Genomic DNA, 22,003 nt, shown 5'->3' on the forward strand with positions numbered 1-22,003 from the left:
TAAGCCCTTGCGGTCCTTAGAATCCGCGCCCATGTCCTGGCAGAACGGTGAGACCGAGGCCGAGCCGAGGGTGTACCTCCCGAGCGGCGACGGCGAGGCGCCTCCGGCGTACGAGGCGTACGCGGATCCGGCGGCGGCGCACGGCTGGCAGGACGCGTACGACGAGCCGGGTGCGTACGACGGGCCTGGTGCGTACGACGGGCCTGGTGCGCGGACGGCCGATGGCGACGGGCCGGGTGCGGGGACGGGTGACGACGGAGCCCTGGCGCGTGCCGGGGCCGGCCGCCGTGACCGCTCGCGGCGCCGCCGCCGGGAGCGGCTCCCGCGGCGGCGGGTGGCGGTGGCCGGCGGCGCGGTGTGCGTGGTCGTCCTCGGTGCGGTGGTCGTGGGACTGTTCGACTCCGGGCCGTCCGGGGGCTCCTCGCCCTCCGGGCGGAGCGACGGTGACGGCCGGAGGGCGTCCGCGTCCCCGGAGCCGAAGGCATCGGTGGGTGGCTCGACCGCCGGGGCGGCTGAGGCGACGCCGGGTGACTCGCCCGCCGCCTCCGCAGCGAGCGCCGAGCGGACCTCTCCGGGCGCGTCCGCGTCCACCTCGGCGACGCCGTCCACGACGGCGCCACGGTCCCCGTCGGCCGGGACCTCCACCACTCCCGTCGCAGGCCCCACCACGACCGCTACCGCGACCGCGAGCGCGACCACGGGGCACGGTCCCGCCAACGGCAATCCCGGCCACGGCCAGGGCGCCACCAAGCGGCCGAAGTAGCCGCCGGTCCCGACGGCTTCTGTCCGGGCCGCGGCAGACCCCGCGGTCGTGTTCACCCCCGCCGGCTCGCCCGCGTATACGACGTGCCCCGTCCCGCCGCTGCGGCATGCCCATGGCCGGAAACCGCTCCTTGTCCCTCCCGTCCCCTCGATTGACAATGCGCATGACAAAACTGGAAGTGGCCGGAAGATCTCCGGTCGCCCAAGTCGCAAGAGGGGACCCCCACATGAGAAAGCCTCTCGTCGCCGCGCTCTTCGCCCTGGTGATCACCGGGGCGGGCGTGGCACCCGCGGTCGCGGCACCCGCACCCGCGGCGGCGTCCACGTCCACGTCCGTGTCCGCGGTCAAGGCGGACACGAAGGCGGCGGCGCCGACGCTCCAGGCCGTCAGCCTCGCCGGGACCGTCGCGCTCAGCAACTGCTCCGGCTCCGTCATCCGCTTCCCCAACTCCGCGGACAGTGACCCGGCGCTCGTGCTCTCCAACGGCCACTGCCTGGAGACGGGCTTCCCGGAGCCCGGTGAAGTGATCGTCGACCAGGCGTCCAGCCGTACCTTCGGCCTGCTCAACTCCGCCGGCACCCGGGTGGCGACCCTGCGGGCCAGCAAGGTCGCGTACTCGACGATGACCGACACGGACGTCACGATCTACCAGCTCACCAGCACCTACACGACGATCAAGAACTCGTACGGCATCAGCGCGCTGACCGTGCAGGACACGCACCCGACCGTCGGTACCGCCATCACGGTCGCCTCCGGTTACTGGAAGCGGCTCTACAACTGCAGCATCGACGGGTTCGCGTACCGCCTCAAGGAGGGCGACTGGACCTGGAAGGACTCCATTCGCTACACCTCCGCCTGCAACACCATCGGCGGCACGTCGGGCTCGCCGGTCATCGACCAGGCCACCGGCAAGGTCGTCGCGGTCAACAACACCGGTAACGAGGACGGCGAGACCTGCACGGTGAACAACCCCTGCGAGGTCGACGCGAGCGGCAAGGTCACCATTCACCCGGGCATCAACTACGCCGAGGAGACCTACCAGATCCCGGCGTGCTTCACGACCGGCAACAAGCTCAGCCTGAGCGCGAGCGGGTGCACCCTGCCCAAGCCGTGACCCCTGTGCGGCGGCGGGCGGTCACCGGGGAGTCCGGCGGACCGCCCGCCCCGCCAGTACGTCCGTGCGCCGCCCGTCCTCGATCACGAACCGGCCGTCGATCAGGACGTACGGGATGCCCATGGGGAGTCTGCGCGGCTCCTCGAACGTCGAGCCCGCCGCGACCGTGGCCGGGTCGAAAAGGACGAGGTCGGCGCGGTACCCCTCGCGGACGAGGCCGCGGTCGGGCAGCCGCAGCCGAGCGGCCGGGCGGCCGGTGAGATGGGCGACGCACTCCTCCAGGGACAGGACGCCCAACTCCCGTACGTATTTCCCCAGATACTGCGGGAACGTGCCGTACGCGCGCGGATGCGGCTTGTCGCCGCGCAGGATGCCGTCCGAACCGCCGGTGTGCACACGGTGGCGCATGATCGCGCGGACGTTCTCCTCGTGACCGACGTGCTGGAGGATCGTCGGGCCCAGCCGGTCGTCGAGGAGCAGGCGGCGGGCGGTCGTCCAGGGGCTCTCGCCGAGCCGGTCGGCGGACTGCCGGACCGTGCTGCCGACGTACGACGCGAGCGCCGGGTCGGTGACCCCCGAGATCTCGATCGTGTCCCACTCGATGGGCACGCCGTGGCAGCCGTCGGCGCCGATCACCTCCATGTGGTGCCGGACGCGCTCGGCCGTCTCCTCGTCCTTCAGGCGCGTGAGGATCGCCTCCGGGCCGCCCTCGCTCGCCCAGCTCGGCAGCATCGCCACGAGGGTGGTGCAGCCGGGCGTGTAGGGGTACGTGTCGAGGGTGATGTCCGCGCCCGCGGCGAGGGCGTCGTCCAGGAGGGCCAGCAGCTCCGGGGCCCTGCCCTCGTTGACCCCGAAGTTCATGGTGGCGTGGGCGAGGTGGAGCGGGCAGCCCGCCTCGCGGGTGAGGGCCACCATCTCCTCGTACGCCGCGAGGGCGCCCGCCCCGTACGAGCGGTGGTGCGGGCAGTAGTAGCCGCCGTACTCCGCCACCACCCGGCACAGCTCGGTGAGTTCGGCGTCCTGGGCGTACATGCCGGGGGTGTAGGTGAGGCCGGAGGACATGCCGACGGCGCCCTCGCGCATCCCGTCGGCCACCAGCCGCCGCATCCGCTCCAGCTCCCGCGCCGTCGCCGGGCGGTCCTCCCAGCCGACGGCGAGCATCCGGACGGTGCCCTGCGGGATCAGATACGCGGCGTTCACCGCGATGCCCTCGCCGTCGAAGCCGTGGTCGAGCCGGTCCAGGTACTCGCCCACCGAACGCCAGCTGAAGTCGATGTCGTCACCGGGTCCGTTCCAGCCGGTGATCGTGGACCGGACCTCCGCGAGGGTGCGGTCGTCGACCGGCGCGTACGACAGCCCGTCCTGGCCGATGACCTCCAGGGTCACCCCCTGCGCCGCCTTCGCGCTGTGGTCCGGGTCGCGCAGGAGGGCGAGGTCGCTGTGGGCGTGCATGTCGACGAAGCCGGGGGAGAGGGCCAGGCCCTCGGCGTCGAGGACCCGCCGGGCGACCGGCCGCAGACAGCCGGCCGCCGCCCCCTCCTTGAGCACGGTGGTGATCCTGCCGTCCTCGATGCCCACGTCGGCGCGGTACGAGGGGCCTCCGGTGCCGTCGACGACTTCCGCGTCGCGGATGACGAGATCCATCACAGGGGCCTCCTGGAATCATTCGTCACAACGGCCTCTCAGAAGAACGTACGGATGTAGTCCACGACCGTGCCGTCCGCCTCCACCAGCGGAATCAGCTGCCACTTGTCGAAGGACGTGCAGGGGTGGGACAGCCCGAGGCCCACCCAGTCCCCGACCTCCACGTCCGCCTCCGGGTCCGTGCGCAGCCACGCGTGCTGGTCGGAGAGCGCGGTCACCGTCAGACCCGTCGCCGGGTGCTCGCCGCCGTCCCGCCGCACCACCTGGGCCTCGGGCAGATCGAGGTCGTACGCCGCGTCCCGCTTGCCCGCGTTGAGGAAGGCCTGCTCGGGGGAGGGCCGGGAGACGACCTGGGCCCAGAGGCGGAACGCGGGGTGCAGGGCGCCCTCCTCGGGGACCCGGGTGAAGGGGGTCAGCCGGCGGTAGTGGCCGTCGTCGTGCGAGACGTAGGCGCCCGAGCGCAGCAGCTTCAGTACGGGCAGGGAGAGGTCGGGGAGCTCGGAGAAGACGTCCGCGACGGCGTCGAACCAGGCGCTGCCGCCCGCGCTGACGACGATCTCCGTCAGTCCTTCGAACCGGCCCGCCTTGTCGAAGTCCACCGCCAGCGCGGTCAGCCGCCGCAGCCAGGCGTGCACGCGCTCGGGGTCCGCCCCCGGGACCTCGCCCTCGTAGCCCGCCACGCCGACCAGCCGCAGGGTCCGCGTCGCGGCCACCGCGTCCGCGATCTCCGCGCACTCGGCCTCCGTACGCACCCCGGTGCGGGCCCCCGCGCCGGCGGCGAGCTCGACGACCACGTCCACCGGACGGGTGGAGCCGTGCAGTGCCGCGTCCATCAGCTCGACGCCGCGCACCGAGTCGACGTAACAGACGAAGCGGAAGTCCGGGTCGGCCGCCAGCTCGGACGCGATCCAGCGCAGCGCCGCCGCGTCGACGAGTTCGTTCGCGAGGAAGATCCGCTCGATCCCGAACTCCCGTGCCACGCGCACCTGGTGGGGCACGGCGAGCGTGATGCCCCAGGCGCCGTGCTCGATCTGCCGCCAGAACAGCTGGGGGGCCATCGAGGTCTTGCCGTGCGGGGCGAAGACGAGGCCGTGACGGTCGGCGTACGTCTCCATCAGTTCGAGGTTGTGCGCCAGGCGCTCGGCGGACAGGGCGAGGACGGGGGTGGTGAAGCCGCCGGTGAACAGGTCGCGGCGCTGGGCGGCCAGCTCGCCGACGGTCAGACCCTCGGCGTCCGGGGGGAGGCCCTTGAAGCGGTGGTCGACGCGGTCCGCGGCGAGACGGTCCGCCGCCGGACGGGCGGCGGCATCGGAGGCGGTCATGGGAGCCATCCCTTCAAGGGTGCTGCACTGTGTTGCATCATGTGCAACGGTCATTGCGTATGTCGCTTACTGCTGTCTAACATCCCAGCCAACGCAGGGTCAACGGTGCCGTTGCGTCCCGTCGGCCGCGAGAACGAGGAGCCCCAGACATCGTGACCCCCAACGGACCTGTCGACGCCCCGGACGTCGTGGATGTCGTCGCGCTAGGCGAGTCCATGGTCACGTTCCTGCCCACCCGCCCCGGGCGCCTCGCCGATGTGCCGTCGTTCGAACGGGGGATCGGCGGAGCCGAGTCCAACGTGGCGTGCGTGCTCGCCGCGGCCGGGCACACCGCGCGCTGGGTCGGCCGGGTCGGCACCGACGGGTTCGGCGACCACCTCGTCGAGGCGATCGCCGCGTACGGCGTCGACACCTCCGCCGTACGACGGGATCCCGCGCGCCCGACGGGCGTCTACTTCCGCACGGCGGGTGACCGGGCGAGCGACGCCCACGAGGTCGCGTACTACCGGGCCGGATCCGCCGCCTCCGCGATGACCGTGGACAACGTGGACGTGGACGCCCTGCGCTCGGGCCGCGTACTGCACCTGTCCGGCATCACCGCGGCGCTGTCCGAGGACTGCCTCGGCCTGATGCGCGAACTCACCGCGCCCCGCGCGAGGCGCCCCCTCGTCTCCTTCGACGTCAACCACCGCGCCGGGTTGTGGCGCGACGCCGACGGACCCCGCGTCCTGCTCGACCTCGCGCGCGGCGCGGACATCGTGTTCGTCGGGGACGACGAGGCCCGCGCGGCCTGGGGGCTGCGCGGGGCGCGGGCGATCCGCGACGCACTGCCGGAACCGGCCGTCCTCGTCGTCAAGCAGGGCGGGGACGGGGCGACCGTGTTCGAGAGGGCCGCGGCAGGCCGCGCGGTCTCGGGGTCCGCCCAGGACGCCCCCGACACCGCCACGTTCGTACGCGCCCTGCGCGTCGACGTGATCGCGGCCGTCGGCGCGGGCGACGCCTTCGCCGCCGGGTTCCTCTCCGCCACCCTGCGCGCACTGCCCGCCCGGGAGCGGCTCCGGCACGGCCACCTCATGGCCGCCGCCGCCCTCACCGTCCACGGCGACCTCGCCGCGCCCCCCTCCCGCGACCACGCCGACCGGCTGGCCGCTCTGGACGACGAGGCGTGGGAGACACTTCGACTCGGCCCCGGCTGGACCGAAGCCGTCACGCGGGCCCAGGAGGAGGTACGTACCCCATGAGCCAGACCGTCGACCGAGCGCTGAGCATCCTGCCGCTGCTCGCCGAGGGCCCCGCCGACCTCGGCCAGGTCGCCGACCGCCTCGGAGTCCACAAGTCCACCGCGCTCCGCCTCCTGCGCACCCTGCACGAGCACGGCCTCGTCTACCGCCAGTCCGACCAGCGCTACCGCCTCGGCGCCCGACTCTTCGCCCTCGCCCAGGAAGCCGTCGAGAACCTCGACGTCCGCGAGATCGCCCACCCCCATCTCATGCGGCTCAACGAGACGTGCGGGCACACCGTCCACCTCGCGGTGTACGAGGAGAACGAGGTCCTCTACATCGACAAGGTGGAGAGCCGCTACCCGGTGCGCATGTACTCGCGGATCGGGAAGCCGGTCGCCATCACGGTCGCCGCCGTCGCCAAACTCCTCCTCGCCGATCTCCCCGAGCCCGAGCGCCGCGCCCTCGCGGACAAGCTCGACTACCCCATGTACACGCCCCGTTCGACCCCGGGCGCGCCCGCCTTCCTCAAGGAGCTGGCCACGGTGCGCGAACAGGGCTGGGCCACCGACCTCGGTGGCCACGAGGAGTCCATCAACTGCGTCGCGGCCCCCATCCGCGGCGCCGACGGACGCGTCGTCGCCGCGATGTCGGTCTCCGCGCCGAACGTCGTCGTCACCGCCGACGAACTCCTCACCCTGCTCCCGCTGGTGCGCCGGACCGCCGACGCCATCAGCCACGAGTACTCCGGCAAGCCCCCAGCCAAGGAAGAGAGTGCCCGACGTCCATGACCGAGAAGACCGCCCTCACCCCCAAGACCCACACCACGCCGCCCGCGAAGTTCTCGCACGGCGTGAAGAAGGGGAACATCCTCCAGGTCGCCGGACAGGTCGGCTTCCTCCCGGCCGAGGAGGGCAAGCCGCCCACGCCCGCCGGTCCCACCCTGCGTGAACAGACCCTCCAGACCCTCGCCAACGTCCAGGCGATCCTCGAAGAGGGCGGCGCGAGCTGGGACGACGCGATGATGATCCGCGTCTACCTCACGGACGTCGACCACTTCGCCGAGATGAACCAGATCTACAACACCTACTTCGAGGAGCAGGGCCTCACCGCGCCCCCCGCCGCCCGCACCACGGTCTACGTCGGCCTGCCGGCCGGCCTCCTCATCGAGATCGACGCGCTCGCCGTACTGGGCTGAGCGCCGCCCCCCGAACTCCCGCACCCCGTACGTCATCACGGCGCGGCGTCCCCCACGGGACGCCGTGCCGCGATCCCCCCTGCCCGAAAGCCGCATGCCCCACTTACCCGACTGCAGAGGTCCCCCGCTCATGTCCTCGCTCATGTCCTCGCCCCTGCCCCTGCTCGCCGCCACCGCACCCCCGGCCCCACCCCACACCGGCGGTCTGATCGCCCTCATCCACGGCACCGCCGGTCTGCTGACCGTCGCCGCGCTCGGCATCGCCCTGCTCCTCGTCCTGATCATCAAGGCGAGACTCCAGCCCTTCGTGGCGCTGCTCGCGGTCTCCATAGCCGTCGGCCTCGCGGCCGGCCTCTCCGTCACCGAACTCTTCGGCACGGTCCAGCGCTCCGACGCCGTCTCCCTCATCGAGTCCGGCATGGGCGGCACCCTCGGACACATCGCGATCATCATCGGGCTCGGCACGATGCTCGGCGCGATCCTCGAAGTCAGCGGCGGGGCCGAGGTGTTGGCGTCCCGGCTGCTGAACCTCTTCGGCGAGGAGCGGGCGCCCCTCGCCATGGGCCTCACCGGCCTCATCTTCGGCATCCCGGTCTTCTTCGACGTCGGCATCTTCGTCCTCGCGCCGATCGTGTACGCGGCAGCCAAGCGCGGCGGCAAGTCGATCCTGCTCTACTGCCTGCCGCTGCTCGCGGGTCTCTCCATGACCCACGCGTTCCTGCCGCCGCACCCGGGCCCGGTCGCCGCCGCGGGACTGCTCCACGTGCAGCTCGGCTGGGTCATCCTCATGGGCGTCGTCTGCGGCATCCCCGCCGTGCTCGCCGCCTGGGCCTGGTCCGCGTGGATCGGCAGGCGGATCTTCGTCCCCGTACCGCAGGACATGGCCGAGGCCGCCGACGAGGCGAGGGCCGCGCTGGTCGAGGAGCAGCGGGCCGCCGGGGTCGCGCCGCAGGAGAAGCCGGTGCCGCTCGGCACGGTCCTGGCCATCATCGGTACGCCGCTGGTGCTGATCCTGCTCGCGACCTTCTCCTCGATCGCCTTCGACCCCTCCACGGGCCGCTCGGTCATCGAGTTCTTCGGCCACCCCTTCGTCGCGCTGACGATCGCGCTGCTGCTGGCGTACTACCTGCTCGGCATCCGCCGCGGCTGGTCCCGCAAGTCGCTGGAGACGGTGTCCACGGCCTCGCTGAAGCCGGTCGGCAACATTCTGCTCGTGGTCGGCGCGGGCGGTGTCTTCGGCGCGGTCCTCAAGGGCAGCGGGGTCGCCCAGGCCCTCTCCGACACCTTCAACGACGTCGGCCTGCCGGTGATCGTCCTCGCCTACCTCATCTCCCTGGTCCTGCGTGTCGCCCAGGGCTCGGCTACGGTCGCCATCGTCACCACGGCCGGCATCGTGGCCCCGCTGCTGACCGAGGGCGACCACTCCCAGGCCTTCGTCGCCCTGGTCATCATGGCGATCTCGGCGGGCTCCATCTTCGCCTCGCACGTCAACGACGGCGGCTTCTGGATGGTGGCGAAGTACTTCGGCATCTCCGAACGGGACACCCTCAAGACCTGGACGGTCCTGGAGTCGGTGCTGTCGGTGGCGGGCTTCGCGGTGGCGGCGGTGGTGAGCCTGTTCGTGTAGGTACGGGGCGTCTTCGTGCAACAGTCGCGTTGCCAACTTGGGGGCTGGCTGTGTCCGACACAGGATCTTCGACCATACTGCCCGCTGTGGAGCAGCGCATAGGTTCGAAGAGCCAGCCCCTGGACGCCGCCGCGGTGAACCCGGCGTACATCCCCGGGCTCACGTCACCCGCGAAGGCGGAGCCGGAAGACGCGGCCGTCAAGGAGGCCGAGTCCGAGGAGACCGCCGCCGAAGAGGCCGTGTCCGAGGAGGCGGTTGTCGAGGACGCCGCCCCCGGGGACGAGGTCTCCGAGGAGGCACCCGCCGAACCCGAAGAGGAGGCCACCTCCGAATCCGAATCCGACTCGGACTCGGAGCCCGAACCGGACCCGGACGGGCCGGTGTTCGAGGTGTCCGATCGGCGCGCCTCGATCAAGGCCGACCACAGCGGCGTACGGCTGCGTCTGGACGACCAGGAGGCGGAGTTCCGCTGGGACGAGATCGGCGCCGTCGAGACGGAGTCGCCCCGCTTCGGGAAGCGGTTCACCATCACGGTGCACACCCCGGACCGCCGCTGGTACCCGATCGAGATCGAGGCGACGGCCCGGGCCCGGTTCAAGGAGTGGGAGGACCAGCTGGACGCGGTCCTGGACGCCTACTTCGAAGACGGTGAGGATTCCGAAGAGGCCCAGGACGAAAGCGCCTCGTAGGGGCGCGGGGAACTGCGCGGCCAGCCACATCCGGCCCGCAGTTCCCCACCCACCGGTCTGTCCCGCTCCTAGCCGCAGTACTGCGTCGCCTTCCCGATCGACCGGTACATGCAGTCCGCGTTCTCCAGCAACTGCAGCACGGCGTCCCGGTTCCGTGAGGTCTCCCGCTCGATGACCTCGTCGGGCGGGTAGAACCCGCCTGCGGAACTGGACGTCGGATACATCTCGAAGGTGTAGTCGAAGATCTTCTGACTGCCCCAGAGGTAGTCGTCGATCGACCCGTCGGTGATGTACAGGTCGCTGGACTGCTCCGGGGTGTACCCGTTGCTGGCCGCCATCTTCTGGCCGACGGCCTTGAACGCGGCGGCGTCGTCCGCGGTCATGCCGGTCGCGGTGTCGGCGTTGGTGTACCCGAAGGGCCACAGCACGAGTTCGCTGTACGTGTGGAAGTCGATCCCGGCCTTGATCTGCTGCTTCCCGCCGACGACCCGGCTACGTACGAAGTCGGCGACGACCTTCACCTCGGGCGCGGACTCGGCGGAGGCGCCGCGGTAGGTCTCGGAGGACGTGGAGCCCGACGAGCCGCCGCAGCAACCCCACTTGTAGTTCCAGTTGCGGTTGAGGTCCGTACCGACGTACGAGGAACCGGAATTGGGCTGGCGGTTCTTGCGCCAGGAGCGGTAGGAGCCGGTCGCGATGTCGTACTCGCCACCGTCCGGGTTGAGGTCCGGGACGATCCAGATCTCGCGACCGTTCACCATGTTGGTGACCCGGGAGTCGCTGCCGTACCCGGCCCCGAGCTCGCGCAGCAGATACAGCGCCATCTCGACGGTCAGGTGCTCGCGGGCGTGCTGGTGGAAGGTGAGGAGGACCTCGGGCTCGTTCTCGTCGGTGGCCACGTTGTCGCTGACCTTGATGGCGACGATGTCCCGGCCCTGGTACGACTTCCCGATCACCCGCTTGCTCATGATGCTCGGGTAGGCCGCGAGCCGCTGGTCGATCTCCGTGTTCATCTCGGTGTAGTTGTGGTACTTCGAGTCGGCCGAGGGGAAGTCGAGGAGGCGGACGTCACCGGCGCCGTTCGACCGGTCCGGCGCGGACCCCGACAGGGAGACCTCGTAGCCGAGTCGCCGCAGCTCTTTGACCTGGTCGGCGCGGCCCGAGACGACGACGGTCTCCTCGTCGGCCTCGTCCACGGTGACGCCGGTCCGCTGGATGGCGGTGCGGGTCACCGGGGTGGTGCTCTGGTGGATCTCGTACTGGCGGATGTCGTCGGCCGAGGGTGCGGGGGCCTTCGCTCCCGTCGCCGTGGCGTGGGTGGCGGTGGCGGTGATCGGGGCGGCGAGGGCGAGCGCGAGCAGGGTCGCGAGGGTGACGGTGCGCCTGCCGCGTCGGTGAAGTCGCATGAAGTCTCCTTGGCGGAGTGTGGGGGGTGGAACCAGTGCGACGTACGGAGTGCGGGTGTGGCGCTCATGGTGAGTGTTTGGCATGGTCAGGTCAAGAGTCGCTAAAGGGCCGATGGCGGAAACCGGTCATGCCTCGGACCCCGTCGGCAGGTCCGCCCGACGGGGCCCGATGTGTGAGGGCGGCGAGGGAACTCAGCCCAGACCGCGCCACTTCGCGCTGAGGGCGATCGCCCGGAGCTGCTTCGTCGTGAGCGCGGGGGCGTCGCGTGTCGCGGCCGTCTCCTGGCTGCCGGAGTTGAAGGCACTGACCACCACACGGAACCCGTCGGTCCTGATGGTGTCGGCGGTCCACATGACGACGCCGGCGCCGCCCTTCTCACCCGGCTCCTTGTGCGTGACGACCTTCGTGCCGTCGGCCAGCGTCTCGGCGTTCGCTCCGAAGAGCTGGTCCTCGACGTCCGACATGTTCGGCTGCACGTTGATCTGGACCAGGCTCCTGCCCTTGCCGTCGTCGAGGACGACATAGCCGTACCCGCTGTCCGGGCCGCTCTTGGTGACCACCTTGACGCCCTTGGGAAGCAGCGAGACGAGCGTGGAGGTGACCGCGCGGCCGTCGATGCCCGAGGGCTGTGCGGGGAGCGCCGTCGGGGCCTTGGGGTCCACCGGGATCGCGTCGACGACGCCCAGCCACGCTCCGGCCGTGACGAGGGTCTTCAACCGCGCCGGAGACAGGGGCGGTTCGGCCCTGCTGACCGGCGCGCCCTTCTCGGCGGCGGCGTTCCATTCGCTCACGCTGACGTGCTGACCCTTGGGGGTGACGAGGTCCGCCGTCCACAGTTTCGTGTCCGCGCGGCGGTCCGGGTACTCGTACCCCTGGAAGGTCTTGAGCGCCGAGCCGTCGGACAGCCTGGTCACGACGCAACTGTCGTACGGCGTCAGGACTTTGTCCGGGCACTCGACGGTCTGGCGGGCCTGCTCGCTGCCCGGCAGGACCCGGTCGAAGCCGACGGCGATGGCCGCCTTGCCCTTGCCGTCGTTGTAGACGACCTGTGCGTACGGCGGCAGCCTGTCGTCCGTGCCGCGTGCTTGCGCCGAGCTGAACTCGCCCCGGGGGAGGAGCTTCTCGAGGATGCCGATCAGTTGGTCGCCGGTGTACGACGCCTTGGGAGTGGCCGAAGCGACGGGGGTCTTCGCACCGGTGGCCACGGACTGCCGCCCGTCGTCGCTTCCCGGTACGAGGAGTGCCCCGCCGAGGCATAGGAGCGCGACCGAGGCCACGCCCCCCACGGCGGCGGCCCTGCGCCGCAGCAGCAGCCTGTGGCCGCGCGCCTCGCCGGCGGCGACCAGGGCACGCCGGTCCGTCTCGTAGGCCCCGCCCGCGTGCTGCAGGGCCTCGCCGAGCCGTTCCTCGAAACGGTCCTCGGGGTCGTAGCCCCGGTGGTGGACGTGATCCCGGTGGTGGTCGTGGTGCCGGTCGTGGTCGTGGTCGCGGTCGTCAACGGGCATGGCGAATCACCCTCTCTGCTCTCCGTAAGGGCCGTCTGTCGGAGCGGTCTGTACGGTCGTCGGCGCTGGCGCTGGCGCCGGGCCGGGGTCAGGGTCTGGCGTGCTCGCCGAGGGCGTCCCCGAGCAGCAGCCGCAGCCGGGCGAGCGCGCGGGTGCAGCGGGTGCGTACGGCGGCCGAGCTGACGTTCATGGCCTCGGCGGTCTCCTCGACGCTGCGGTCCTCCCAGTAGCGCAGCACGACGACGGCCCGGTCCTTGGCGGACAGCCGGCCGAGTGCCTCGACCAGGGTCAGCCGCAGGGGCGTGTCGGTGTCGGCCGCGCGCGGGTCGGGAAGGTCGGGGAACTCGTCCGTGGCGCGTTCCCGGCTGCTGCGGCGCCGCTGGTGGGCGAGGAAGGTACGGGTGAGGACGGTCTGGGCGTATCCGGCGGGGTTGCCGACGCGGGAGACCCGGTACCAGCGGACGTACAGGCGACCGAGGGTCTCCTGCACCAGGTCCTCGGCGAGATGGGTGTCCCCGCCGGTGAGCAGACAGGCGGAACGGTAGAGATGCCCCGCCCGAGCCGCCGCGAACTCGGCGTACTCGTCCCCCCGGACCTGCCTCATCCCGCCCCCCTGCCTTTGGTACCGCGCCGCCTTCACTCCATTGATGCGCCAGCCCTATGGAAATGTTTCAGCCTGATCTTGCGAGGAACCCCGGGTGTTCACGCCCGGGAGGAATCGCATCCTTGTGGTCGCGGCGCGGAGCGCCGCGGTATCGCTCGTGCGTGTTCGGCCGCGAAGTGGCCGGGCGCCCCCTCCGGCGGAGCCGGTGCTGTGCTCGATGCGAGTGTCACCCGGTTGGGTGATGGATGGTGAATGTGAGGTGGACTGTCGTACGTGTGTGTACGTTGGGTGATCGTGAAGCTGGTGGTGCAGGTGAAGCTGCTGCCGACGCCCGGGCAGGGGGGCGGCACTTGAGGCGACCCTGGGTGCCTGCAACGAAGCGGCCACCTGGGCCAGCGGCGTGGCGTTCGAGAACGACGTGAAGCGGAACTTCGCGCTGCGCGAGCACACCTACGACCGGATCAAGGCCCGATGGGGGCTGGGGGCGCAGGCCGCCCAGCACGTGATCAAGAAGACGTGCGACGCGTACGCCACGCTGAAGGCGAACCTGAAGGCCGGGAATCTGGGCAGGCCGGGCTCGAAGCGCTACCGAAGTGCTGTCGGAAAGCCGATCGCCTTCCGCTCCCAGGGCGCGCAGCCTTATGACGACCGGATGCTGTCCTGGCAGATCCCCGAACGCCGGGTGTCCATCTGGACCGTGGCCGGTCGGGTCAAGGATGTGGCCTTCACTGCCGCACCGGAGCAGTTGGCCACGCTGGCGCTGTACCGCAAGGGCGAATCCGATCTCGTGTGCCGGGACGGCATGTGGTTCCTGCTGGCCACCTGCGAGGTCCCCGAAGCCCCGGCGAACACCGAGCCGGTGGACTTCCTCGGCGTCGACCTGGGCATCGTGAACATCGTCGCCACCTCCGACGGCGAGATCATGGCCGGGCGGGAGATCAACCGCGTCCGCACCCGGGAGCGGGCCCTGCGCACCAAACTCCAAAAGAAGAACACTCCGTCCGCCAAACGGCGCTTGAAGAAGCGCAGGCGCAAGGAGGCGCGGCGGGCGAGGGACATCAACCACAAGATCGCGAAACATGTGGTGGCCGAGGTTGAACGCACCGGTCGCGGAATCGCCCTGGAAGACCTGACGGGCATCCGTGAACGGGTACGGCTTCGCAAGCCCCAACGGGCCACCCACTCCAGCTGGGCCTTCGCCCAGCTGGGGCAGTTCATCGCGTACAAGGCCCGCCGGGCGGGAGTGCCGGTGGTGTACGTCGATCCGGCGTACACCACCCGCACCTGCGCCGAGTGCGGACACATCGACCAGGCGAACCGGGTCTCACACGCCTGGTTCGCGTGCCGGTCCTGCGGATTCGTTGATCACGCGGACCGGAACGGCTCCCGCAACATCCGCGCCCGCGCGCGGGAGTTGTGGCGACGCGGGGCCGAGTCAACGGCCCCCGCCCCACCACCGCGCCAGCGGAGTGGGACTGGACGCAAACGCAGCGTCACCGCCAGTGACGCCCGTTGTGCAAGCCCGTCGCTTTAGCGACGGGTAGTTGACATGCCATCCGCAGCGGATTGTGTCGGTGCTGGAGTCGGAAGCGGGCCGGGAGGGCATGCGCTGTCAACGGCTGGCCGTGGCGTCGCCGCTGCCCGCAGCGACTGCGAGTCCACGATGGCGCCCGTCGGGTCCGGCGAACGGCCCTCCATCTGGCGGATCTTGTCGCGCAACCGGTCGTGGAGCTCGGTGAGCAGACCTGTGACCTGCCAGCGGCGGCCGAAAGCATGCACGCGCCGAAACGGCGGGAAGTCGGCGGGCGGGTTGGCCCACTTGACGCCGTTGTCGACCACGTAGCGGGCCGTGTCGAGCATGGCGCGGTGGCAGTAGCCTCGGGCCGCCCGGCCCTCCAGCGATTGCCGGAACCGGCAGTGACGTCCGCACCACCTGCCACTCCGCGTCGGTCATGTCCGACGAGTAGTACGGGGTGCGCTCCGACCGGTCAGCGGCATTTCCGAACCTGTGCGTGAGACATTCGCACGGCGGCACGCGGGAGTTGAACGCGTCGGGCACGGACATACAAGGCTGCGGCAACAGGGTTTCCTTGGTGCTCGAATGGCTTCGCAACCCCGAGCTGCCAGAAGGCCCTGTCTTCATGCGCCCACGCCCGCGCGATCACCCCGCCGGGAAACCGGCTCGACTCGCACGATCCGTGATCGGTTGGGATGCACCTTCTGAAGGAAGTGCCGTGGCGGGGCGGGAGTTTGCTCCATCACCGCAACGCCCCGGTCAACCGTCCGCACCGCCCCGTGGAAGCAGTCGGACCCGTAGCGGAGGTGTGGTACGTCGGTCCATACCGGGCTGCTGGTAGCTGCCACCCGGCGTCCGAGCACAGAGGCGGAGTACCAGCGGCTTCATTCTGCTTCGGCCGCTGGTAGGCCCCGGCGCCCCCTTCTTTTCAGGAACGGTGAGAAAGTCACTTCTTCTTGACCGGCGGGCAGGTGCCTGTGTTGGCGCCGATGGAGTTGATCTCGGCGTTGGAGCGGGTGTCGCCGGCGTAGTTGAGTTGGTCGGTGCACTTCGTGTCGGACGGGGACTTCTTGACCGGCGGGCAGGTGCCCGTGTTGGCGCCGATGGAGTTGATCTCGGCGTTGGAGCGGGTGTCGCCGGCGTAGTTGAGCTGGTCCGTGCACTTCGTGTCGGACGGGGACTTCTTGACCGGCGGGCAGGTGCCCGTGTTGGCGCCGATGGAGTTGATCTCGGCGTTGGAGCGGGTGTCGCCGGCGTAGTTGAGCTGGTCCGTGCACTTCGTGTCGGACGGGGACTTCTTGACCGGCGGGCAGGTGCCCGTGTTGGCGCCGATGGAGTTGATCTCGGCGTTGGAGCGGGAGTCGCCGGCGTAGTTGAGCTGGTCCGTGCACTTCGTGGCGGACTTGGTGGGCGTGCCCGACGACTTGCCCTGCGCCGTGTCGGACTGCGGGGTTTTCGTGGCCACCGATGAGCTGCTCGCGGAAGAGGACGCGTTGCCGGTGCCGTCGTTGTTGCATGCCGTCAGCGCCAGGCCGAGGGCCACAGCGGTCAGGGTCAGTACCGAGATCTTCCGAGTGCGCATGCTGGTGTCCTCTGCGTGGGGCTGTCGCTCCTGAGGAGCGGGCGGGCGGGCGGGCGAGTGAGCCGGGCGGCTGCTCGTCCGGGTGGCTTTCTGTCCTCTCAGAGAGGCGGTGTGGTTGCCCCAGTTGCTTCTTGAGCGTGCTCAGGACACGTTCGTGACATGACAGTGGTCGCGTCGTGAAGTCCGTATCGGGTCTGCTGCCTACTGGGCTCGACCCTGTCGGGGGATCTTGGAGTTTCGCGGATGGCGTCTCAGAGCAGATGGTCGGCCTTGCCGTCCTTGATGTCCTGGATGAGGGTGCGGAGGGCTTCGCGGGTGTCGGTGAGGTAGTGGTCTTCGGCTCCGGCTATGGCGATGTAGGCGTTGCCTTGGGCGTCGGTGCCGAGGCGGAAGCAGCTGGCTCCCTCGCCGCAGAACGGGTTCTCCCAGGTGATGTTGCCCATCGGGCGTCTCCTCACAGGCTGTTGGCGATGCCGCGGATGAAGTCGCGTGACGCCTCTGGGGGGAGGGCCATGCGCTCCATCCAGTCCAAGTGCGCACGATACTTGGCCAACTGTGCTGCCCCGCCGAGGAATTCCGGACCATGCGAGTTGTCGACCTGGACGGTGTCGAGCTGCGGCACGGATGCTTCCAGGTAGTTGACCGTGTTGCCGGCGCCGGGGAACGTTCCTGCGGCGAAGGGGATGATCAGCAGACGGATCGGTGGGCGTTCGGACAGGTTGAGCAGGTGCTCCAGCTGGGCGCGGGCGACCTTTCGGCCACCGAACTGCATGCGCAGCACGGCCTCGTGCACCAGGCCGACGTACTCGGGCGGGTTCTCGCCTTCCAGCACACGCTGCCGCTCCACGCGGTAGGCGAGCCGCAGGGCGACCTCGCGCTCTGGCAGCGGTGGCAGTACGGCCCTGAAGAGTTCGAGTGCGTGGTCGCTGGTCTGTAGTACCCCAGGAATGTGGATGGTGTGGGCCGTGCGCATCCTGACCGCGTACGACTCCAGCTCTGCGATGTCCAGCAGGCTGGAGGGAAGGGAGCCCCGGTAACGTTCCCACCAGCCACGAGCGCTGGGCTGAGCCATGGCCACCAGCGCCTCCGTGTAAGCCGGGTCCGAGCAGTCGCAGTTGCAGGCGAGGGTGCGTAGCCGCTCGGGGCTGATGGTGCGGATGCCGGTCTCGATATTGGAGATCTTCGCTCGGTCGAGCCCGAGCAGCCCGGCGGCCTGATCCGCGCTCATTCCCGCTGCCGTCCGCATCTTGCGCAGCTCGGCGCCCAGACGCTTCTGACGTTCCGTGGGTGTCGTCCTCGGTGGCATGGCCTCCCTCTCGCGCGGCTCGGCAGCAGTCTGCCGTCACTGGCCGTCGACGGACCACGTATGGGTCAATTTCTGCACCGAGGTGGCAATGTAACCAAACCGCACCCTACATTGAGTAACGCATCCAGCACTCACGGCAGTTGGAAGTGCATCGCAGGCCCCTGCCCGCGACAGGCCACCGCTGCCCTCCCCCCAGGAGGACCGATGTCCCCTTGCCCTCTCGCGACCGCCTACCCGGCTGACCCCACCCGACCCAGCCCCGAAACCCTCGCCTACAGCCTCACCCTCCCGGCGGCGCTGGCCAGTCCGGCGCTCGCGCGGGCGGCCTCGCGCGCGTTCCTCGTGGCGCACGGCCTTCGCGACATCATGGACGCGGCGCTTCAGGCGGTCGGTGAACTGACGGCCGCAGCATGTCAGTTCACCGAGTCACCGGACTTCTACCTGTCCCTCCGCTACCGGGGCGGCGCCTTCCGGGTGATCGTCTACGACCGTCACCCGCGCCACACCCACCCTCGCCTGACCGCCGCCTGCGACACCCGTCGCCGCGCGGCCCTGCGGGTCCTGGCCTGCGTATGCCGGGCCTGCGACGGCGACTGGGGCTTCGGGGAGGCGCGGGAGCCGGGCGGGGGGACGCGGATGTGGGCGACGCTGCCGCGGGCGAGCGCGGCAGCGTACCTGAGGGATGGCTGACCCTCGGATCCTCAGAGCCCGTGCACGTGCGCCCCCACCGAGTTCGACCACGCGTTGCCCGCCGCCGCGTCCCAGTTCGTCGACCAGGTCATCGCGCCGCGCAGGTCCGGGTAGGTCTTGGAGGGCTTGAAGGAACCGCAGTTGGTGCCCTTGGCCAGGCAGTCCAACGCGTTGTTCACCACCGTCGGAGAGACATAGCCGCTGCCCGCGCCGCTCGTCGAGGCCGGGAGGCCCAGGCCCACCTGGGAGGGGGCCAGGCCACCCTGGAGCTGGATGCAGGCGAGGGCGGTGAGGAAGTCGACCGAGCCCTGGCTGTAGACCTTGCCGTCGCAGCCCAGCATCGAACCGCTGTTGTAGTATTGCATGTTGACGACCGTCAGGATGTCCTTGATGTTCAGGGCGGTCTGGAAGTACGCGTTCGACGTGGACTGCATGTCGATCGTCTGCGGGGCCATCGTGATGATGAGAGACGCGCCCGCCTTTGCGGAGAGGGATCGCAGGGCCTGGGTCATGTACGTCGCGTTGAGGCCGTTCTCCAGGTCGATGTCGACGCCGTCGAAGCCGTACGTCTGCATGAGGGAGTAGACGGAGTTCGCGAAGTTCGTCGCGGACGTGGAGTCGCTGATCGACACCGTGCCGTTCTGGCCGCCGATGGAGATGACGACCTTCTTGCCCGCGGCCTGCTTGGCCTTGATGTCGGCCTTGAACTGGTCGACGGTGTAGCCGCCGAGCCCGGCCGAGTCGAGGTTGAAGGTCACCGCGCCCGGCGTGCCCGTCGCGTCCGCGAACGCCACCGCGATGATGTCGTACTGGGACTGCACCGCGGAGATCTTCTGGACCGTGGCGCCGTTGTTGAAGTTCTGCCAGTAGCCCGTGACGGCGTGCTTGGGCAGCGTGCCGCCACCGCCGCCCGAGGACGCCGTCGTCGTACCCGTCACCGCCGTCGACTTCGCCGACTCGCCCGCCGCGTTCGTCGCCGTGACCTGGAAGGAGTACGAGGTGGAGGCCGCGAGGGACGAGACGGTCGCCGATGTCCCCGTCGTCGACTGGACCTTCGTACCCGCCTGGTAGACGTTGTAGCCCGTCGCGCCCGACACCGTGTTCCAGGAGAGGGAGACGGAGGAGGACGTGGTGGAGGAGACCGCCAGACCGGTGGGTGCCGCCGGGACCGTGGGGGCCGGGTCGCCGCCTCCGCCGCCGTCGGGGCCGAAGACCGAGAGGTCGTCGGCGTAGTACGGGGCCTGGCCGTACCACCCGTGCGTGTACACCGTCACCGAGGTCGTTGACGCGCCCGTGGTGAAGGTGGTCGAGAGCTGTTTCCAGGAGGCGGAGTCGGGGGTCCAGGTCGAGACGTCCGTGGTGCCGGTGCCCGTCACGCCCAGGTAGGCGTACCCGCCCTGCAGCCACGCGCTCAGCGTGTACGTCGAGTTGGGCTTCACCGCGACGGCCTGGGTGCACTGGGCGTTGTCCTGCCCGGCGGGCGTGCCCTTGAGCGCGGCCGAGCCGCCGTGCACCGGCGAGGTGACGGTCGTACCGCTGCCCGCCGTACAGGTCCAGTTGCTCAGGCCCGACTCGTAGCCGCCGTTCTTGGCGTTGTTGACGTCCGCCGCCTGGGCCTGGCCGGCCAGACCGGTGAGGGAGAGGACGGAGGCGGTGACGACGGCGGCGAGGGCGCCCGCCCATCTCCGTCGGGGCGGTCGGGGCATACGTATGACGCGGTCCACTGGGACCTCCGGTGAGGGGAGGGGAGAAGAGGGGGAGGAGCGGGGTGCGGAACGGTGGCCACCGTCGGACGTTGCTGGCGTACAAGTTGGTCCAGACCAATTGGGTTGTCAAGACCTCTGGTGGGTGACAGGGGCGGCCGGGTACCTCAACGGGTCCACGGGGTGGGTGACTTGTGGCATATTCGTCTTACTCTCCGTTGATCAAGGCCGTACCTTCCGTGAGTTGATGTGGAAGATTCGGTGTTGAGGCGGCCATGCCGTGGATATGGTGCTGATGCAAGAGGACGTCACAGGGGCCATCTGAGGCGGTGGTCGACCACCCCGCCACAGTGAACGGGGTGTGTGCAGCGTGCCGACCGCGATAGCCGTCACCAGTCCCGATCTGGTGCTCCCGCCGCACGACCGGCAGACCCCGCCCGCCGTGGTCCAGCCCCTCGACAGTCTCGAAAGCTCCCTCACGGGCATGCACGCCCTCATCGAGCAGCACGGGTACGTCATCGCCCTCTACCCGGCCTCGGTCGAGGACGCGGTCACCCGGCGGCTGCACACCGTCCGCTCGGTCCTGGAGAGCGACCGCATCGCCCTGCTCGGCATCGACCTGCCGCCGCTCGGAGTGGCGCTGCTGGCCCAGCAGTTGCGGCAGCTGTCGGTCTGCGACTTCAGCCCGGGCGTGCTCGCCTCTGCCGCCCGGCTGCTCGCCCACTACATCTACGCCGGGGCCCTGCTCGGCTCGGTCGCCAAGCTCGACCGGGTCCCGGTGACGCTGAAGTCGCACGCCAAGTCATGGGTGCCGGGGGCCCAGTTCGCCGTACTGTCCCATCCGCGTCCGCAGCTGGCCCGGATCGGGCAGGACGAGCTCCCCGGGCCCGAGTTCGGCACCCGGCTGCTCGTCGCCGCGGGCCAGCCGCCCTCCGACTGGGTCACCGCGACCCTCGCACCCGCCTGGCGTGTGCAGGGCGCCCTGACCGTACCGCTGCCGCAGGAGTCCGCCCGCTGGTGGGGCACCACCAAGCTCGCCGAGTTCGCCGCCGGTCTGTACGACGTCTCCGTGCTGTACCAGCTCGTGTCGTCCGTCCGCCGGGAGGAGTGCCACTGGTGCGGCCTCGAACTCATCGGTGACCGCTGCGGATTCTGTGCCGCGCCGCTGCCCCCGCCTCCCGAGCTTCCGGCGGCCACTGTGCGGGCAGCATCCTCAGTACGCGCTCTGCCCCGAGGCGCCACGTAAGCCACGTCCGTACGGCCGAACAACACGCCGATCAACAACAACACTCTGATCAATGACAACAACACGCTGATCGACACGTCGAACCACACCAGGCACGACCGCTCGACCCCGCCCGTCCCCGCCCCACGATCGAGGTTGCCCGCGTCATGAACTCACGCCAGCGCCGCGGCGTCATCCTGCTGGTCCTCTCGGTCCTGTGCGCCCTGGGCGCCTTCGCCGGAGTGCTCTCCGTGATCCGCGACGTGAACTCCAAGGTCGGCCCGGAGGTGGCGGCGTACCGCCTGAAGGACGACATCGCGCCCTACAAGGAGCTGTCGGCCGACCAGTTCCAGAAGGTCTCGATGCCCAAGCGCTGGCTGTCGAGCACGGCGGTCACGAACCTCGGCCAGATCCGCGGGAAGATCGCCGTCACCCAACTGGAGAAGGGCTCCCTGCTCCAGACCGACATGATCGTGGACCGGCCCGCGCTGGCGGCGGGCCAGCAGGAGATCGCGATCATGATCGACGCGGCGACCGGGGTGGCCGGAAAGATCGACCCGGGCTCCCGGGTCAACATCTTCGCCACCTTCAAGGCCGAGAACGACAAACAGAAGGACCAGTCCAAGGTCATCGTGGCGAACGCCCGCGTCATCGACGTCGGCAAGCTCACCGCCCTCGACCCCGGCCAGTCCAGCAACGACCGCCGCAACAGCGCCACCCAGGCCGTCCCCATCACCTTCGCGCTCGACACCGCCGACGCCCAACGCGTCGCGTACGCCGAGTCGTTCGCCGAACACGTCCGCCTCGCCCTGGTCGCGGGCGGCTCCGACACGACCGTCGCCCCCGGCGACCGTACGTACACCCTCGACGAGGACAAGTAGGAGGCCG

Annotated in this window: 20 protein-coding genes and 1 pseudogene; 11 read left to right on the forward strand and 10 right to left on the reverse strand. The window is 70.2% G+C overall.

The annotated features are described in order from the left end of the window. Window positions 1-31 precede the first annotated feature (31 nt). Entirely contained in the window at window positions 32-763 is a 732-nt protein-coding gene (locus ACIRA5_RS32310; protein WP_403696726.1) for a hypothetical protein, read from the forward strand. 226 nt (window positions 764-989) lie between these two features. Next, entirely contained in the window at window positions 990-1,877 is an 888-nt protein-coding gene (locus ACIRA5_RS32315) for a serine protease (RefSeq protein WP_403696729.1), read from the forward strand. A gap of 21 nt (window positions 1,878-1,898) precedes the next feature. Here the strand turns inward: ACIRA5_RS32315 and ACIRA5_RS32320 are convergent, their stop codons facing one another. Both ACIRA5_RS32320 and ACIRA5_RS32325 read right to left on the reverse strand, forming a co-directional pair. Further along, the gene (locus ACIRA5_RS32320) at window positions 1,899-3,521 is read right to left on the reverse strand and encodes an amidohydrolase family protein (protein WP_403696732.1); all 1,623 of its coding nucleotides are present in this window, start codon (window positions 3,519-3,521) and stop codon (window positions 1,899-1,901) included. A 38-nt stretch (window positions 3,522-3,559) separates the two neighbouring features. Then, entirely contained in the window at window positions 3,560-4,843 is a 1,284-nt protein-coding gene (locus tag ACIRA5_RS32325) for an amino acid deaminase (protein ID WP_403696735.1), read from the reverse strand. A gap of 215 nt (window positions 4,844-5,058) precedes the next feature. Here ACIRA5_RS32325 and ACIRA5_RS32330 point away from each other — a divergent pair, with 215 nt between their 5' ends. From ACIRA5_RS32330 to ACIRA5_RS32350, 5 genes are all read left to right on the forward strand, one after another. Beyond that, window positions 5,059-6,084, forward strand: a complete 1,026-nt coding sequence (locus tag ACIRA5_RS32330) for a sugar kinase (protein WP_403697233.1) — start codon at window positions 5,059-5,061, stop codon at window positions 6,082-6,084. Continuing rightward, window positions 6,081-6,854: an IclR family transcriptional regulator gene (locus ACIRA5_RS32335; protein WP_403696738.1), complete on the forward strand. Its 774-nt coding sequence runs from the start codon at window positions 6,081-6,083 to the stop codon at window positions 6,852-6,854. The genes ACIRA5_RS32330 and ACIRA5_RS32335 overlap by 4 nt, the downstream gene beginning before the upstream one ends. Then, the gene (locus ACIRA5_RS32340) at window positions 6,851-7,261 is read left to right on the forward strand and encodes a RidA family protein (protein ID WP_054234976.1); all 411 of its coding nucleotides are present in this window, start codon (window positions 6,851-6,853) and stop codon (window positions 7,259-7,261) included. Before ACIRA5_RS32335 ends, ACIRA5_RS32340 begins: the two co-directional genes overlap by 4 nt. A gap of 142 nt (window positions 7,262-7,403) precedes the next feature. Then, window positions 7,404-8,888, forward strand: a complete 1,485-nt coding sequence (locus tag ACIRA5_RS32345) for a GntP family permease (protein WP_403697235.1) — start codon at window positions 7,404-7,406, stop codon at window positions 8,886-8,888. 86 nt (window positions 8,889-8,974) lie between these two features. Beyond that, the gene (locus ACIRA5_RS32350) at window positions 8,975-9,577 is read left to right on the forward strand and encodes a hypothetical protein (RefSeq protein WP_403696741.1); all 603 of its coding nucleotides are present in this window, start codon (window positions 8,975-8,977) and stop codon (window positions 9,575-9,577) included. A 68-nt stretch (window positions 9,578-9,645) separates the two neighbouring features. On the opposite strand, the gene ACIRA5_RS32355 is transcribed toward ACIRA5_RS32350, so the two are convergent. The 3 genes from ACIRA5_RS32355 to ACIRA5_RS32365 all read right to left on the reverse strand — a co-directional run bounded on the left by ACIRA5_RS32355 (window position 9,646) and on the right by ACIRA5_RS32365 (window position 13,093). Further along, window positions 9,646-10,983, reverse strand: a complete 1,338-nt coding sequence (locus ACIRA5_RS32355; RefSeq protein ID WP_403696742.1) for a M14 family metallopeptidase — start codon at window positions 10,981-10,983, stop codon at window positions 9,646-9,648. 192 nt (window positions 10,984-11,175) lie between these two features. After that, complete coding sequence (locus ACIRA5_RS32360) at window positions 11,176-12,489, reverse strand: hypothetical protein (RefSeq protein ID WP_403696745.1); 1,314 nt, start codon at window positions 12,487-12,489, stop codon at window positions 11,176-11,178. An 88-nt stretch (window positions 12,490-12,577) separates the two neighbouring features. Beyond that, the gene (locus ACIRA5_RS32365; RefSeq protein ID WP_343324921.1) at window positions 12,578-13,093 is read right to left on the reverse strand and encodes a SigE family RNA polymerase sigma factor; all 516 of its coding nucleotides are present in this window, start codon (window positions 13,091-13,093) and stop codon (window positions 12,578-12,580) included. A 294-nt stretch (window positions 13,094-13,387) separates the two neighbouring features. On the opposite strand from ACIRA5_RS32365, the pseudogene ACIRA5_RS32370 reads away from it, so the two are divergent. Further along, window positions 13,388-14,627: pseudogene (locus ACIRA5_RS32370) on the forward strand (RNA-guided endonuclease InsQ/TnpB family protein). Here ACIRA5_RS32370 and ACIRA5_RS32375 read toward each other — a convergent pair. From ACIRA5_RS32375 to ACIRA5_RS32390, 4 genes are all read right to left on the reverse strand, one after another. After that, on the reverse strand, window positions 14,624-14,953 hold the full coding sequence (locus ACIRA5_RS32375) for a transposase (protein WP_403696749.1): 330 nt from the start codon (window positions 14,951-14,953) through the stop codon (window positions 14,624-14,626). The pseudogene ACIRA5_RS32370 and the gene ACIRA5_RS32375 sit on opposite strands and share 4 nt — an antisense overlap. 602 nt (window positions 14,954-15,555) lie before the next feature. Continuing rightward, complete coding sequence (locus tag ACIRA5_RS32380) at window positions 15,556-16,191, reverse strand: hypothetical protein (protein ID WP_403696751.1); 636 nt, start codon at window positions 16,189-16,191, stop codon at window positions 15,556-15,558. Window positions 16,192-16,442: 251 nt separating this feature from the next. Further along, window positions 16,443-16,634 carry a hypothetical protein gene (locus ACIRA5_RS32385; protein WP_403696753.1) on the reverse strand — a complete coding sequence of 64 codons (192 nt, stop codon included), beginning with the start codon at window positions 16,632-16,634 and terminating at the stop codon, window positions 16,443-16,445. Between the two features lie 11 nt (window positions 16,635-16,645). Further along, on the reverse strand, window positions 16,646-17,497 hold the full coding sequence (locus ACIRA5_RS32390; protein WP_403696756.1) for a helix-turn-helix domain-containing protein: 852 nt from the start codon (window positions 17,495-17,497) through the stop codon (window positions 16,646-16,648). A gap of 204 nt (window positions 17,498-17,701) precedes the next feature. Here ACIRA5_RS32390 and ACIRA5_RS32395 point away from each other — a divergent pair, with 204 nt between their 5' ends. Beyond that, window positions 17,702-18,187 (forward strand): ATP-binding protein, encoded by a 486-nt coding sequence (locus ACIRA5_RS32395; protein ID WP_403696758.1) that lies wholly within the window; start codon window positions 17,702-17,704, stop codon window positions 18,185-18,187. Window positions 18,188-18,198: 11 nt separating this feature from the next. Here the strand turns inward: ACIRA5_RS32395 and ACIRA5_RS32400 are convergent, their stop codons facing one another. Next, the gene (locus ACIRA5_RS32400; protein WP_403696761.1) at window positions 18,199-19,893 is read right to left on the reverse strand and encodes a chitinase; all 1,695 of its coding nucleotides are present in this window, start codon (window positions 19,891-19,893) and stop codon (window positions 18,199-18,201) included. A 367-nt stretch (window positions 19,894-20,260) separates the two neighbouring features. Here ACIRA5_RS32400 and ACIRA5_RS32405 point away from each other — a divergent pair, with 367 nt between their 5' ends. Further along, a complete protein-coding gene (locus ACIRA5_RS32405; RefSeq protein WP_403696763.1) occupies window positions 20,261-21,136 on the forward strand; it encodes a hypothetical protein in 876 nt (291 codons plus the stop codon). Window positions 21,137-21,282: 146 nt separating this feature from the next. Continuing rightward, window positions 21,283-21,996, forward strand: coding sequence for a Flp pilus assembly protein CpaB (gene cpaB, locus ACIRA5_RS32410; protein WP_403696765.1), 714 nt, complete (start codon window positions 21,283-21,285; stop codon window positions 21,994-21,996). Window positions 21,997-22,003 lie beyond the last annotated feature (7 nt).

The organism is Streptomyces sp. NPDC096311, from assembly GCF_044763085.1.
In the GTDB taxonomy this organism is placed as follows: Bacteria; Actinomycetota; Actinomycetes; order Streptomycetales; family Streptomycetaceae; genus Streptomyces.